This is a genomic window from Deinococcus aerolatus, assembly GCF_014647055.1.
Taxonomy (GTDB): domain Bacteria; phylum Deinococcota; class Deinococci; order Deinococcales; family Deinococcaceae; genus Deinococcus; species Deinococcus aerolatus.
Genome location: NZ_BMOL01000002.1, coordinates 153,304 through 167,018 on the forward strand (window position 1 = coordinate 153,304; position 13,715 = coordinate 167,018).

Annotated in this window: 14 protein-coding genes; 6 read left to right on the forward strand and 8 right to left on the reverse strand. The window is 67.1% G+C overall.

Annotated features, from left to right (window positions below):
• Positions 1-45 precede the first annotated feature (45 nt).
• The 5 genes from IEY31_RS18890 to fdhF form a co-directional block, all read right to left on the reverse strand.
• Complete coding sequence (locus IEY31_RS18890) at positions 46-177, reverse strand: MFS transporter small subunit (protein WP_268238917.1); 132 nt, start codon at positions 175-177, stop codon at positions 46-48.
• 18 nt (positions 178-195) lie between these two features.
• Positions 196-1,617, reverse strand: a complete 1,422-nt coding sequence (locus tag IEY31_RS03635; RefSeq protein ID WP_188969130.1) for an OFA family MFS transporter — start codon at positions 1,615-1,617, stop codon at positions 196-198.
• A gap of 198 nt (positions 1,618-1,815) precedes the next feature.
• Positions 1,816-2,619 (reverse strand): formate dehydrogenase accessory sulfurtransferase FdhD, encoded by an 804-nt coding sequence (locus IEY31_RS03640; protein WP_188969132.1) that lies wholly within the window; start codon positions 2,617-2,619, stop codon positions 1,816-1,818.
• Between the two features lie 20 nt (positions 2,620-2,639).
• A complete protein-coding gene (locus IEY31_RS03645; protein ID WP_188969134.1) occupies positions 2,640-3,143 on the reverse strand; it encodes a DUF1641 domain-containing protein in 504 nt (167 codons plus the stop codon).
• A 24-nt stretch (positions 3,144-3,167) separates the two neighbouring features.
• Positions 3,168-6,239, reverse strand: a complete 3,072-nt coding sequence (fdhF, locus tag IEY31_RS03650; protein WP_188969136.1) for a formate dehydrogenase subunit alpha — start codon at positions 6,237-6,239, stop codon at positions 3,168-3,170.
• A gap of 150 nt (positions 6,240-6,389) precedes the next feature.
• Here fdhF and IEY31_RS03655 point away from each other — a divergent pair, with 150 nt between their 5' ends.
• Both IEY31_RS03655 and IEY31_RS03660 read left to right on the forward strand, forming a co-directional pair.
• Complete coding sequence (locus IEY31_RS03655) at positions 6,390-7,022, forward strand: hypothetical protein (RefSeq protein WP_188969138.1); 633 nt, start codon at positions 6,390-6,392, stop codon at positions 7,020-7,022.
• A complete protein-coding gene (locus IEY31_RS03660) occupies positions 7,019-7,600 on the forward strand; it encodes a 3'-5' exonuclease (RefSeq protein WP_188969140.1) in 582 nt (193 codons plus the stop codon). The genes IEY31_RS03655 and IEY31_RS03660 overlap by 4 nt, the downstream gene beginning before the upstream one ends.
• Positions 7,601-7,624: 24 nt before the next feature.
• On the opposite strand, the gene IEY31_RS03665 is transcribed toward IEY31_RS03660, so the two are convergent.
• Positions 7,625-8,557 carry a cation diffusion facilitator family transporter gene (locus IEY31_RS03665; RefSeq protein WP_188969142.1) on the reverse strand — a complete coding sequence of 311 codons (933 nt, stop codon included), beginning with the start codon at positions 8,555-8,557 and terminating at the stop codon, positions 7,625-7,627.
• A gap of 325 nt (positions 8,558-8,882) precedes the next feature.
• Between IEY31_RS03665 and IEY31_RS03670 the strand changes: the two genes are divergently transcribed.
• Entirely contained in the window at positions 8,883-9,908 is a 1,026-nt protein-coding gene (locus tag IEY31_RS03670; protein WP_188969144.1) for a PEGA domain-containing protein, read from the forward strand.
• 85 nt (positions 9,909-9,993) lie between these two features.
• On the opposite strand, the gene IEY31_RS03675 is transcribed toward IEY31_RS03670, so the two are convergent.
• Positions 9,994-10,605, reverse strand: a complete 612-nt coding sequence (locus IEY31_RS03675; protein ID WP_373289106.1) for an NUDIX hydrolase — start codon at positions 10,603-10,605, stop codon at positions 9,994-9,996.
• Positions 10,602-11,234, reverse strand: coding sequence for a MazG family protein (locus IEY31_RS03680; RefSeq protein ID WP_188969146.1), 633 nt, complete (start codon positions 11,232-11,234; stop codon positions 10,602-10,604). The genes IEY31_RS03675 and IEY31_RS03680 overlap by 4 nt, the downstream gene beginning before the upstream one ends.
• A 112-nt stretch (positions 11,235-11,346) precedes the next feature.
• Between IEY31_RS03680 and IEY31_RS03685 the strand changes: the two genes are divergently transcribed.
• From IEY31_RS03685 to smpB, 3 genes are all read left to right on the forward strand, one after another.
• Positions 11,347-11,820 (forward strand): hypothetical protein, encoded by a 474-nt coding sequence (locus IEY31_RS03685; protein ID WP_188969148.1) that lies wholly within the window; start codon positions 11,347-11,349, stop codon positions 11,818-11,820.
• Positions 11,821-12,267: 447 nt separating this feature from the next.
• A complete protein-coding gene (locus IEY31_RS03690) occupies positions 12,268-12,996 on the forward strand; it encodes an SDR family oxidoreductase (RefSeq protein WP_188969150.1) in 729 nt (242 codons plus the stop codon).
• 278 nt (positions 12,997-13,274) lie between these two features.
• Complete coding sequence (smpB, locus tag IEY31_RS03695; RefSeq protein WP_188969411.1) at positions 13,275-13,706, forward strand: SsrA-binding protein SmpB; 432 nt, start codon at positions 13,275-13,277, stop codon at positions 13,704-13,706.
• Positions 13,707-13,715: the final 9 nt, after the last annotated feature.

Genomic DNA, 13,715 nt, shown 5'->3' on the forward strand with positions numbered 1-13,715 from the left:
TCCAGGGCCGCTTCTGCTCAACGTGGGCGTTCCAGTGGTCCAGCGTTACTGAAAAAGCTGGGCCACCTTGAGCAGGGTCTGCCACACGCCCCATACCAGGGGAATGCCGGGAACCAGCCACGCGAGGTAGGTTACGGGCGAGGGCTGTTCGGTGGGCGGCTCGGTTCGGTTGGTCATATCATTTTCCTCAGCGGCTCAGTCGTCGGCGGCGGGTGAAGTGGGCAGGGGACTCTGGCCCGCTGGTGCGGCCGCCCAGTAGCGGCTGGCCACCGGGCGGATCAACAGGTTGGCGATAAAACCGATGACCAGCAGGCCGGCCATGATGTACATGACGGTCGAGTACGCCTGGGCGGCGGGAATGCCGGCCTTGATCTGGCTGTCGCGAAAGCCGTTGACCAGGGTGGGGCCGGCGATGGCCGCCGCGCTCCAGGCCAGCAGCAGCCGGCCGTGGATGGCCCCCACGTTGGCGGTCCCGAACAGGTCGCGCAGGTAGGCGGGCACGGTGGCAAAGCCGCCGCCGTACATGCTCAGGATGATGCAGAAGCCGGCCACGAACAGCACCAGGCTGGCCATGTTGCCGAACATGGGAATCAGGAAATACAGCACAGTTCCCAGTGCGAAGAAGATCATGTAGGTGGGCTTGCGCCCCAGCCGGTCGCTGGTGGTGGACCAGAAAAAGCGGCCCGCCATATTGAAGATGCTCAGCAGGCCCACGAACCCGGCGGCGGCGGCAGCCGTAACCCCGTTGCCGGTCCCCAGCACCTTGTCGCTGAACATCTCCTGAATCATGACGCTGGCCTGCCCGAGCACGCCGATGCCGGCAGTCACGTTCAGGAACAGCACCGTGAACAGCAACCAGAACTGTGGGGTGCGGAACGCCTGATCGACCAGTACATTGTGGTTGGAGATCATGCCGCCTGCCGCATTGACCTTGGGCACGTATCCTGCCGGTGCCCAGCCCTCGGCGGGAACGCGCACCATCAGTGCGCCGAACACCATGAACAGGAAGTAGACCGCGCCCATGATCAGGAACGTCGAGCCGACGCCCAGGGTGCCGTCGCCGGTAAACCGGGCCATCAGCGCCGTGCCCAGAGGGCTGCCGATCAGCGCCCCGCCGCCAAAGCCCATGATCGCCATGCCGGTGGCCAGTCCGGGCCGGTCCGGAAACCATTTGATCAGTGTGCTGACCGGACTGATGTACCCCAGGCCCAGGCCGATCCCGCCGATCACCCCGTTGCCCAGAATCACCAGCCACAGCATGTGCAGTCGGACCCCCAGGGCCGCAATCAGGAAGCCGCCGCAGAACAGCAGGGCGCTGGCGAACATGGTCTTGCGCGGGCCTTCGCGCTCCACCCATTTGCCGAACAGCGCAGAACTCGCGCCTAGGAAGAACAGCGCCACGCTGAAGATCAGGCCCACCTGGAACAGCGACCAGTCGCCCGCCGCCCCTGTTTCGGCCGTGACGTCACCGCTGATCAGCCGCGAGAGGGGCTTGTTGAACACCGAATAGGCGTAGATCTGCCCAATGCTCAGATGAACGGCCAGTGCGGCCGGCGGAACCAGCCAGCGGCTCCAGCCCGGCCCGGCGACGGAATGTTCACGGTCCAAAAATCCCATAGATGCTCCTGTCCTCATTGATTTGATGTAGAGCGATAGTAACGGGTGCCAGGGTCAATGTGTTGAGTCCAGTGGCGATCTGTGTCTCATGAAGTGAGATTGGATACAGTTTGGACTCGTGCGACGTATCGGCATGACGCAGCCGGAGAGGCCCTGGACAGTGGGTGGAAAGGAAACGTGGGTGCCCTCTGCCTCGCCTCAGCCATCAAGTCCCCGCACCCGATCTGCTCCGGCATACACCGTGAAGCGGCCTTCCCTGGCAAAGCCACACAGCGTGACCTCGAAGGCGGCCGCCGTGTCCACCGCGAGACTGGTCGCCGCCCCCACGGCCACCACCGCTCCGATTCCGGCGGTCACGGCCTTCTGCACGATCTCGAAGCCCGCGCGGCTGCTCACGACCAGCACGTGGTTGGTCAGGGGGAGGCGGTGAACCTGTGCGCCCACCGCCTTGTCCACAGCGTTGTGCCGCCCGACATCCTCGCGCGAGCACAGCAGGGTGCCTGCCGGGGAGAACAGCGCCGCGCCGTGCAGCCCGCCCGTCTCCTGAAAACCAGCCTGGGTTTCGCGCAGCCGCTCCGGCAATCCGGCCAGCTGTGCGGCGCCCAGCGGCCCCGCCGTCCAGGATGGGGGAGACGCCCGGTTCAACAGTTGCTCCACGCTGCCCGAACCGCAGACGCCACAGGCGCTCGATGACACGGCCAGTCTGGCCCCCGCCGCCAGCCGCTCATGCTCTGGGGTGTGCAGGTGCCACACGTTGGGGTTCTCCGGATCGGCGTCCAGGGTGAATGCCTGCGGCCACAGGCCCTCCGAGACCAGCCAGCCCAGCAGCAGTTCGCGGTCATGGCCGGGCGTCCGCATCAGCACGCCCAGCGGCAGTTCGCGGTCCGGGGTGTGCAGGCGCAGTTCCAGCGGTTCCTCGACGGCGACGGCGTCGGTGCGGCGAAACCAGCCGCCGGCCCGGTACAACCCGACGGGCAGATGGACGATGCCCTCCGCTTCCATCTGCCTGCCCTGAGTGTGGTTCAGCGGCCCACCTCGGCCTGGTTGGCGGTCGGCGTGGCCTCGCCGTTCGCCTCGCGCAGGGCGCGGCCTGCACCCTTCAGGACGGCCATCAGCGCGCCCAGTGCCACCTGCACGTCCCGGTCCCTGAGCAGGCCCAATAGCTCGCCCACCCCGATGCCCTTGCCGGCGGCAACGTGCCGGGCACCCTCGTGCACGCCCGTGGTCACGGCGCTGCCCAGAACGCTGACCTCGCGCGGGTCAAGGGTGGCCAGCGTCTTGCCCAGTTCCGTGGCATTGCGCAGCAGGGTGGTGCCGCTCTCCCCGCCAGTGATGTGCAGCAGCGACGCGATCAACCCCTCCCCGCCGCGCACGGTCTTACCCAGCACGTCCAGCACGCCGTGCTCGTGCAGCTGTCGCAGGACGTACAGCCCCTCTTCCAGCGCGGCGGTCGAATCTTCGACGGTTGAATGCAGGCGCTCCTGCGGCGTCGGGTCGCGGGGCGTGAAGTCAAGCGCTCTGGCCATGAAAGCTCCTCGTGGAAAAAAACATCAGTCGTCCGTGCCCAGGGCGTCGGTGCGGGCATTGAGGCTGTCGCCGAGCATCGGCAGGGCGCCGCCCGGATACACGTAGTCGGGCCGCGCCCACTTGCGCTCGACCTCCACACCGGTCTGGGGCGTGGGGTGGCCCCAGCGGAAGTTGCGGGCCGGCAGCGGGTTGTCGCCCACCTCGCCCAGAAGTTCCATGCGGACACGGTTGTCCTTGTAGGCGGGGGTGTTGGTGATCGAGTCTCCCTCGGAGCCGGTCAGGTGGTTCACGGCGTCCTGGGCCTTGCGGGCGTTCATGGGCACGTACAGTTCGTTGTCGCTGACGCGGCCCGTCACCAGGGCCTGCAGCCGGACCGCGCCGTGCGCGCTGACCAGCCGGACCCACTGTCCGCTCTGGATCTGGCGCTCGGCGGCCAGTTCCTGGCTGACCTCCACGAACGCGTCGGGCGCGGTCACCGCGATGCCCTCCACCCGGAAGGTCATGTTGCCCTCGTGGAAGTGTTCCAGCATCCGCCCGGAGTTCAGGTGCAGATCGAACTCCTGGTTGGGGGCCTGCTGGCGGGGGCGGTACTCCCCGGCGTACAGGCGGGCCTTCCCGTCCGGAAAGTTGAAGCGCTCGGTATACAGCAGCGGCTGGTCCGTGCCGTCCTCGGCCACCGGCCAGCAAAGCGTCTTGTAGCCTTCCAGGCGCTCGTAGGTCACCCCGGCAAAATAGGGCGTCAGGCGCGAGATCTCGGCCATGATCTCCGAGGGGTGCGTATAGCCCCAGTGGTGGCCCATGCGCTCCGCGACGGCCATGTAGATCTGCCAGTCGGGCTTGGTGCCCTTGAGGGGCGGCATGACCTCGTACAGGCGCTGGATGCGGCGCTCGGTGTTCGTGAACGTGCCTTCCTTTTCCAGCGACGCGGCGGCGGGGAACACCACGTCCGCGTACCGCGCCGTGTTGGTGAAGTAAAGGTCCTGCACGACCAGGAATTCCAGCGCCTCGAAGCCTTCCTGCAGGTGGTTGGCATTGGCGTCGGTCAGGCTCATTTCCTCGCCGGTGATCCACATTGACTTGAGCTGGCCGTGAATGGCGGCGTCCAGCATCTGCGTGTTGTCCAGGCCGCGCTGCGCCCGCAGGGTGACGCCCCACTCGCGCTGGTGGCGCTGAATGGCAAGTTCGTCGGTCACCAGCTGGTACCCGGTCACCTGATCCGGCATGGCTCCCATGTCCGACGCGCCCTGCACGTTGTTGTGTCCCCGCAGCGGGTACGCCCCGGTGCCCAGGCGGCCATAGTTCCCAGTAATCAGCAGCAGATTGGAGATGGCGGCGCTGGTGTCGGTGCCGCCGCACTGCTGCGTGACGCCCATTGCCCACAGGACGCACACGCGTTCCTCGGCAGCGATCTGACGGGCCAGAGCCTCCAGCGTGGCGGCGCTCAGGCCAGTTTCACGCTCGGCGTACTCCAGCGTGAATTCCCGGATCGATGCGCGGAACTCATCCAGGCCGTTGACGCGCTCTGCCAGGAAAGCCTTGTTCTCCAGACCGTTGTCCAGAATGAACTTGCTGACTGCGCCCAGCCACACGAAGTCGGTGCCGGGCTTCGGGCGGTGAAACGCGTCGGCCCGCTTGGCCAGTTCATGCTCGCGGATGTCGAACACGACCACGCGGGTACGCCCCAGCTTCTGCGCCCGCTTCACGCGGGTGGCCAGGACCGGGTGGCTCTCAGCGGTGTTGCTGCCCACCGTGATGATCAGGCTGGCGTTCTCGATGTCCCGGATGGTGCCGCTGTCGCCGCCGATGCCCACGGTCAGCGCCAGGCCCTTGGAGGCCGGCGACTGGCAGTAGCGCGAGCAGTTGTCGACGTTGTTGGTGCCAATGACCTGCCGCGCAAACTTCTGCACCAGGAACGCTTCCTCGTTGCTGGCCTTGCTGCTGGCCACAAAGGCCAGTGCGTCCGGGCCGTGCTGGGCCTTGATGTCCATGAAGCGCCGTGCCACGAGGTCCAGCGCCTCTTCCCAGCTGGCCTCACGGAAGCGGTCGCCCTCGCGGATCAGGGGCGAGGTCAGGCGGTCGCCGCTGTTCACGTAATCCCAGCCGAACTTGCCCTTGACGCAGGTGCTGATGCCGTTGGCGTGGCCCAGCCCCGGCTCGACCTTCAGAATGTGCCGCTCGTCGGTCCACACGTCGAAGGAACAGCCCACGCCGCAGTACGTGCATACGGTCTTGGTCTTCTTGATGTAGCGGTCACGCGCCGCCGACTCGATTTCCGAGACATTCATGATGGGCTTGAGGCCCACACTGGCTTCCATGCCCTTGACCACGTCAATCGCCGCGTCAAACACCGGCAGCGGAATCCCGGTGAACAGGCCTGCGTGCCCCAGCATGGACTTTTCCTGCAGGGCATTGCACGGGCAGACCGTGACGCAGTGGCCGCAGCTCACGCAGCTCGATTCGCCAATCGGCTTGCCGCCGTCCCACAGCACGCGCGGCTGCTCGGCCTCCCAGTTGATGCTGAGGGTTTCGTTGACCTGCACGTTCTGGCAGGCCTCCACGCAGCGCCCGCACAGGATGCACTGGTCCGGGTCGTAGCGGTAGAAGGGGTTGGTCTCGTCTTTGGGGTAGCCCTTGGGCTGAAACGGCCGGGTCTGGTGGTCGATGCCCAGCACGCCCAGTGTGTTGTGCACGGTGCAGTTGCCGTTGTTGTTGTCGCAGACCGTGCAGTACAGGTCGTGGTTTGCCACGATGCGGTCGTAGGCGTCCCGCTGCGCCGCCCGCGCCGCGATGGTCTGCGTGCGGACCACCATGCCCGCCGTGACACTGGTCCCGCAGGCCCGCCCAAGCTGCCCATTAATGTCCACCGAACAGGTGTCGCAGGTCTGGATCGGCCCCAGTTGCGGGTGGTAGCACACCTGGGCCAGCTCGATCTGGGCGCGGTTGATGGCGTCCACCAGCGGCTCGCCCATGAAGGCCGTGAAGGTTCCGCCGTCAATTTGAATGTCCACCGCCGGTCCGCTGGCCGGCCGGGTCGGCCCGACCGTGGAGCGAATGTGGGCGTCGTTGGGGACGGCCAGATGATCCGTTTGCTGCATGCGTCAATGCCTCCCAGCACTTGTTTTGGTCCAGTGAGTATAGGAGCAGTTCGGCGGCAGAACATGGGCCTTTGATTACGAAAACCCCTGTGTCACGATGGTGCCCCCGGCGCTGTTGCGAAGTGGAAGGCAGGCGGCACAATGCGGCAGATGCCCGGTCCTGCCGCTCCCTCCCTGCCCAGCACCGCATTGCCCGGGACCGAACTGCCCGCGCCCCGCGCCACTTCTGCCGAACTGGCCCGACTCGTTCACGGCGCGCCGCCGCATGTGCTGGACGCCGTGGCCCGCCACCCCAACACGCCGGTCACGCTGCTGGGCGAACTGGCCGTGACGTTCCCGGAGGCGGTGCTGGACAATCCCGCGCTTCCCCTGCTGCGGCTGGCGCAGGCGGGCCACATCCGGGCGTGGTCCGGACTGGCCGTCGCCCGGCTGGCGGCGGTGGACGCCGCCCCGGAGTGGGTGCAGGATCTGGCAATGCGGCACCCGGACCGGCAGGCCCGCTGGGCGGTGGCGGGGCGGGCACGTCTGAGCCAGCCGCGGCTCGAACAGCTGGCCGGCTGGGGCGAGTGGCAGCTGCGCGCGGCGGTGGCGCAGCATCCGGACCTGAGCGCTGACCTGATTCAGCGCTTTTCCACTGACACGGAGTACGGCGTGCGGCTCGCGCTGTCGGCCCGCCCTGACCTGCCGCCCGACGTGCTGCGCCGCCTGCGCACTGATCCGCACCCGCTGATCCGCCGCCGCCTGCAGATGCACGCCCTTCCCATGACGGGCACGGGCCGATGAGCGCGGGGGACCGCCCCGTCACGCTGCGTCAGCCGATCATCTTCGTGGACGTGGAAACCGGCGGCCGTGACCCGGCCCGCCACCCGCTGCTGACGGTGGGGGCGGTGACGCTGGGCGAGGACGGCCAGATCACACGTCCGCTGCATCTGCGGGTCAGGCACCGCGAGTACTGTGTGGAACCGGGTGCGCTGGCCGTGACGGGCATCGACCTGCTGGAGCATGACCGCGCTGCCCAGCCACCAGAGGAGGTGGCCGCCGCCCTGCGCGGGTACGCCGCCGGGGTGGGCCGGGTGATGCTGGGTGGTCACAACTTCGGCTTCGATCTGGGGTTTCTGCGCCCCCTTCTGCCTGACCTCCGACGGGTGTTCCGCAGCAGCTACGTGGACACCAAGCTGACCGCCCAGTTCCTGATACACGCCGGGGTGCTGCCGCACGGGGTGGGCACGCCGCTGGCCCAGTTGACCGGGCATTTTGGCATTGAGTACACGGCGCACGACGCGCTGGAAGACGCCACCGCGACGGCAAAAGTCTACGTGCAACTGCTCAGGCTGGTGGGGGCAGAGGCCACCGCTGACTGAGGCGTCACTGGACGTTTTGGTCGTCTACAGCACCAGCACCCCATGATGCTTGGCCTTGTCCTGCGGCTCCACGTGGATGGTGATGCTGCTGTCCGGCATCTCGGCGCGGATGGCGTCTTCCAGCCGGTCGCAGATGGTGTGGGCCTCCTGCACCGACATCTCGCCCGGCACCACCATGTGGAATTCGATAAAGGCCAGCCGTCCGGCGTGGCGGGTGCGCAGGTCGTGCATCTCCAGTGCCCCGTCGCCGTGCTCGCGCATGACCCGGCGGATGCGGCCCTCGGTCTGCGGGTCCACGGCGGCGTCCATCAGGCCACCGACGCTCTCGCGTACCAGTCCGAAACCGCTCCACAGAATGTTGACCGCCACCAGCAGCGCCAGCGCCGGGTCCAGCCAGGTCATGCCGGTCAGTTTCGCGGCCAATAGGCCCAGCAGGACGCCCACGCTGGTCAGCACGTCGGTTCGCAGGTGCCGCCCGTCGGCCACCAGCGCCGGGGAGCGCAGCTCGGCCCCGGCCCGCAGCAGCCGCGTGGCCCACAGCGCATTGATCACGCCGGCCCCGAAGTTAACCAGCAGCCCTGCATAGGGGACGTTCAGTTCACTGGGACCCAGCAGCCCACCTACCGCCTCGCGCCCGATGCTCAGCGCCGCCAGCACGATCAGCACGCCCTCGGCCACCGCGCTGAAGTACTCGGCCTTGGTGTGGCCGTAGGGGTGGTTGGAATCGGCGGGCAGGGCCGCCACGCGCAGGGCGATCAGGGCCGCCAGCGCCGCTGCTACATTCACCACGCTCTCCAGCGCGTCCGAGTACAGCGCCACGCTGCCGGTCATCAGGTAGGCCACGAACTTCAGGCCCAGCACGGCCAGCGCCACCACCACAGTCCACAGCGCCAGCCGGGAGGCCCGTCCGGACCCCCGCTTGCCCCGGCTGCCGTGTGAAGAAACGGGTGCGCTCATGCCAAAAAGGCTAGCAGGGTTAGGCACGGCGAAATGCGTGGCAGGCAGGGCAGAACTGTCCCGGGGACAGGGAAGAGCCGAAGGCCGGCATGTTCCCTCCATCACCGCCGTTAGCTGTGCGTCAGACTGGACCGTTCCCTTCATGAAGTGCCGATGTGCCGGGGGTGTTGACCTGCCGGCCGGAAACCGGAAACCTCCGCTGACACGCACGTCAGTCGTCCATCAGCGTGCTGACCGTAAGCTGAAGCACGATTAACGTTGCCCCCTGCCCCACTCATGGCCCGTCATGTTGCCCGGCTTAATCTGCGTCTCGGAGGTTCCACCCGTGAAAAAACTTTTGATGATCCCCGCAGCCCTGCTGCTGTCCACCGCCGCCGCCGCCCCCAAGATCAGCGCCCAGAGCATCATCGTGAACCCCACCCAGCCTGACCTGAGCGTGAGCGTGCGCGTTGACAAGGACTCCAGCGGTGCCCAGAACCCGGCCTACAAGGTTGACGAGAACGCCGTAATCAGCGCCAGCGTGAACCGCGACGCCTACGTCTACCTGTTTAACGTCAACCCCGACGGCACCGTGGACCAGATTCTGCCTAACCGCCTGAGCAGCGGTGACAGCAACTTCGTGAAGTCCGGAACCACCAAGAGCTTCCCGGCACCTGGCGACAACTTCAAGTTCACCATCGCTGGCCCCATCGGCCAGAACAAGGTGCTGGCCCTGGCCAGCCTGACCGAACTGAACCTCAGCCAGATCAGCTCCTTCAAGACCGCCCAGGACCAGTTCGCCACTGTGAACGCCAAGAGCCAGGCCGGACTCGCTCAGGCCCTGAGCATCGTGGTCACGCCCATCCCCCAGAACTCCTGGGTGACCGACACGGCGTTCTACACCGTGGCCGCGCAGAACCCGGTCAGCACCGGCAGCCTGTTCGTGGGCGCCAACGTGGACAACGCCACCGTGACCCTCAACGGTCAGCGGCTCGGCGGCGCGAACGTGACCTACAACAACCTGCGCCCCGGCAGCTACCCCATTCGCATCCAGGCCCCCGGTTACCGCGATATCTCCACCACCGTCGCCATCCGTGCCGGCACCACGACCAACGTGAACGCCGAATTCGCCGCCGTGGTGGTCACGCCTCCGGCCCCCACCAAGCTGACCATTACGATCCGCAGCAGCGTAAACAATGCCCGCGTGTTCGTGGACGGCCGTGAAGCCGGCACCATCAGTAACGGTACCCTGAATGTGCAGGTGGACCGTGGCAGCCACGAGATCGTGATGATCGCCCCCGGCTACCGCACCTTCCTGAGCACCTACAACGTGACCACCAACGGTCAGATCACCATCAACCCCACCCGCTAAATTCAGCCGTGTGGTTGTGATGCCCCGCCTCTCTGGCGGGGTTTTTCGTGTCCGGACGCTGCTGCAAAGCCCCCGCCCGTCTTGTCTACAGTGGCCCATCCGTCAGCAGATCGTGCAGCACCCGCGCGGTCATGCCCCAGATGTCGTGGCCCTGCCAGGGGTAGCGGTACAGCACCACCTGCTGCCCGTCCGGCATGAGGCGGGTTTCGCGGATGGGACTCAGGGCGCGCAGGTCCGAGAGCGTGGGCAGCAGAATCTGCGTGACCTCGCCTGACAATTGCAGCGCAGGCCGCGCCGGTACGCGCGCCAGCACCGGCGTCACATGAAAGCCCGCCGGGGTAAACACGTCGTCCATCTCGCCCAGCACGGTGATGTCGGCGGGGTCCAGCCCCACCTCCTCCCACGCCTCGCGCACGGCCCCGGCGGTCACGCTTTCCCCGGCCTCCAGGCTGCCACCCGGAAAGGCAATCTGGCCCCGGTGGGTGGGCAACTCGGAAGACCGCACCGTGAGCAGCACGCGCGGGTCCACCTCGCGGGTCAGGGCCACCAGCACGGCGGCAGGACGGTATTCCGGCAGGTGCAGCCGCCGGCGGCGGCGTCCGGACAGCCAGCCGGCCCAGGGGTCCGCCGCCGGGTCCAGGCGGGCGTCTTCCAGCAGCGAAACGTCCAGCGGGTCCGTGCGGGACGTTTCGCTCACGGCGCGGCGGCCCCATCCGGCAGGGCTTCCAGCGTACGCGTGGTGTGGTCCCTCAGTGCCAGTTCGGCGTCCACACCCAGGGCGCGGGCCCAGGCCACCACGGCGGCCAGCACGTCCGCGACACCCTGCGGGGTGTCGGCGGCTGCCTCAAGCACGCCGGAGATATGGTCGCGGTTCCCCGTGACGTCTGCCAGCCGCTGCGCCGCTGCCTCGCGGGCCAGGGCACCCAGCGCCGACGGCACCCGGTCCACGGCGCGGCGCGGCCTGCTGCCCTGCTCCGCCGCCTTGATGGCCTGCCAGTTGCTGACCACCTCGGCGCTGCCGCTGACCTGCGTGGTGCCAAAGACGTGTGGATGCCGCCGCACCAGCTTCTCCACGATGGAGCCTTCCACGTCCGCGTACCCGAAGGTGCCTGCCTCCTCGGCAATCACGCTGTGGAAGGCCACCTGCAGCAGCACGTCGCCCAGTTCCCCGGCCAGGTCTGCCGGGCAGCCGCCGTCAATGGCGTCTACTGCCTCGGCCGCCTCTTCCAGCAGGTAGGGGCGCAGGGAGGTGTGGGTCTGTTCGGCGTCCCAGGGGCAGCCACCGGGGGCGCGCAGGCGGCGCATCGTGTTCAGGAGGTCCTGCATGTGGTCACTGTAGCGTCTGGGTCCGGGGGGCTTTGTGGGCGCGGCGGGCGCGGCGGCACATGCCTCATGTCCACTTCACGGCGCGTCAGGCGGAATGTGCTGCACTGTGGGTATGATCCCCCGACCCCTGCTGGCCTCCGCTGCCCTGCTCACCACCCTGCTGGTGTCTGCCCAGGCCCAGAATCCAGCGCCGCTGCCTGCCGACTGGACCAGCGCCCGGCTGTCCACCGCCACCTACGTGATTCTGGATCCGCAGATGACCGGCCCCAACCTGCTGGGCGGCAGCGATCAGGGAAGCGTGCTGGCGGCCATGCGCCGAGACTCGGCAGGTGCCCTCAAGCGGCGGTATCCGGGCGCCACGATCAGCCTGGACGCGGCCAGCCCACAGGCCATTCGCGTGACCCCGGTGCTGCAGACCCCCAGTGCGCTGTTGCCCTGGCTCAAGCTGACCGCGCGGCTGGACTTTACCCTGCCCGGCGGCGAGCGGGTTAGCGTGGCGCAGGACTTCGGTCTCCTGAGCGTCTGGCAGCATCAGGCCGAGGCTGCCAACTTTGTGTATGACCAGCTGGCCCAGAGGCTGCCCTGAACAGTGGAGTTACTGGCCTTGCCGAAATTTAACTGAGCCGCACGCTCTGCGGCCATGATAACCCAATGAGTCATAGGTGAGAATTGGTCTATGATGGCCGGGATGAAAACAGCTGTAACAAAAAATACATACTTGAGGCGCTGCGCAGCAATCAGCATGCGCCGCCGGGCCATCTGGGTTCTGGCAGCAGGGCTGGCGGGGCTGACGCTGGCCACTGCGGTGGGGATGGGGGGACTTGGCTTGATTGGGCTGTCCCTGGCAGGAGCCCTGCTGACCGCCATGGGCATTGCGGTCAACTCTTGCATCCGGCATTCCGGGGACCCCGAGATCCAGCCTGAATACACGGTCCCGGCCGCGTCCCAGCGAGGTGGCCCTCCCCAGGGGAACCGGCTCTAACTGCGCCTGTTCATTCATTGCCACCACCCCAGAGCGTGTTAGCGTCATCCCATGACTGACCAGACAGCACACAAAGATGCAGGAACGCGCGGCAGCGCCTTCATCACCGGGGCCAGCAAGGGCATCGGCTACGAGGTCGCGCGGGCGCTGGCTGCGGCGGGGTACGCCGTGACCATCACCAGCCGCAACGAGAACGAGATCACCGAGGCCGCCGGGAAGATTGGCGGACAGGCGCGCGGCGTGGTGTGCGACGTGCGGGACCCGGCAGCCCTGGAGCGCGAGGTCGCTGCCCACACCGACGCCTTCGGCGGCTTGGATGTACTGTTCGTCAACGCGGGGGTGGGCAACTTCGCCAACGTGGCCGACATGAGCATTCAGGAGTGGCAGGACGTGATCGACACCAACCTGTCGGGGGCCTTCTACACCGTCAAGGCGGCCCTGCCGGCCCTGAAGCAGGGCGGCGGCTACATCTTCACGCTGTCCAGTCTGGCGGGCAAGAATCCGTTCGCGGGCGGCGCAGCCTACAACGCCAGTAAATTCGGGCTGAACGGTCTGTCCGAGGTGCTGACCCTGGACCTGCGCCAGCACGACATCAAGGTGACGCAGATCATGCCCGGCAGCGTGGCCACCTACTTCGCCGGACACACCCCGTCTGACGCCGACGCCTGGAAGATCCAGCCGGAGGACATCGCGCAGCTCACGGTGGACCTGCTGAACATGCCCGCCCGCACGTTGCCCAGCCGCGTCGAGGTGCGTCCCAGCAAGCCCCCGAAGAAGTAATTTCGCGCCAGGCGGGGTCGTCCTTGAGGATGATCTGGCCGGAACGGCGACAGAACAATCAGGTGTCCGGCAACTTCATCCACGCCCGGCACCTGATTTTTTCTATATGAGCGGGCCTCCGGCGGCTCGTCAGGGCAGACCATCCGTGTTCAGGGCAGGTCCGTCGAGGTAAGGACCGGGCGTCGCGTAGCGCAGGTCAGCCCTGCTCAGCTGATCGCGGGCAACTCTGGGGACCGGGTGGTGAAGATTCCAGACCACTGCGCGGCGGCTTTGCTAGACTGCGGGGCGTGTACACCAACCGACGCGCCCATTACGAGTACGAGTTGCTGGAGCGCTTCGAGGCGGGCATCAGCCTGACCGGCAGTGAAGTCAAGAGCATTCGCGCGGGGGGCGTTGATTTCCGCGACGCCTTTGCCCGGCTGGCAGGCGGCAACGTCGATCTGGAGGGCCTGTATATCCCCACCTACACCGAGGCCACCTACAACAACCACGAGCCGCGCCGCACCCGGCGTCTGCTGCTGCACCGCGAGGAAATCCAGAAGATGAAGCGCGGCCTGGAGCAAAAGGGCCTGACCCTGATTCCCACCCGGCTGTACGTCAAAGGCCGGTACTTCAAGGTGGAACTCGCGCTGGCCAGGGGCAAGAAGCTGCATGACAAGCGCCGGGCCGAGGCGGAGAAGACCGTGCAGCGGGAACTGCGGGCGCTGTGAAGCCGTTTT

Coding starts and splice junctions, on each gene's coding strand:
- IEY31_RS18890 (WP_268238917.1), bottom strand. CDS start 177: ATGACCAACCGAACCGAGCCGCCCACCGAACAGCCCTCGCCCGTAACC.
- IEY31_RS03635 (WP_188969130.1), bottom strand. CDS start 1,617: ATGGGATTTTTGGACCGTGAACATTCCGTCGCCGGGCCGGGCTGGAGC.
- IEY31_RS03640 (WP_188969132.1), bottom strand. CDS start 2,619: ATGGAAGCGGAGGGCATCGTCCATCTGCCCGTCGGGTTGTACCGGGCC.
- IEY31_RS03645 (WP_188969134.1), bottom strand. CDS start 3,143: ATGGCCAGAGCGCTTGACTTCACGCCCCGCGACCCGACGCCGCAGGAG.
- fdhF (WP_188969136.1), bottom strand. CDS start 6,239: ATGCAGCAAACGGATCATCTGGCCGTCCCCAACGACGCCCACATTCGC.
- IEY31_RS03655 (WP_188969138.1), top strand. CDS start 6,390: ATGCCCGGTCCTGCCGCTCCCTCCCTGCCCAGCACCGCATTGCCCGGG.
- IEY31_RS03660 (WP_188969140.1), top strand. CDS start 7,019: ATGAGCGCGGGGGACCGCCCCGTCACGCTGCGTCAGCCGATCATCTTC.
- IEY31_RS03665 (WP_188969142.1), bottom strand. CDS start 8,557: ATGAGCGCACCCGTTTCTTCACACGGCAGCCGGGGCAAGCGGGGGTCC.
- IEY31_RS03680 (WP_188969146.1), bottom strand. CDS start 11,234: ATGCAGGACCTCCTGAACACGATGCGCCGCCTGCGCGCCCCCGGTGGC.
- IEY31_RS03685 (WP_188969148.1), top strand. CDS start 11,347: ATGATCCCCCGACCCCTGCTGGCCTCCGCTGCCCTGCTCACCACCCTG.
- IEY31_RS03690 (WP_188969150.1), top strand. CDS start 12,268: ATGACTGACCAGACAGCACACAAAGATGCAGGAACGCGCGGCAGCGCC.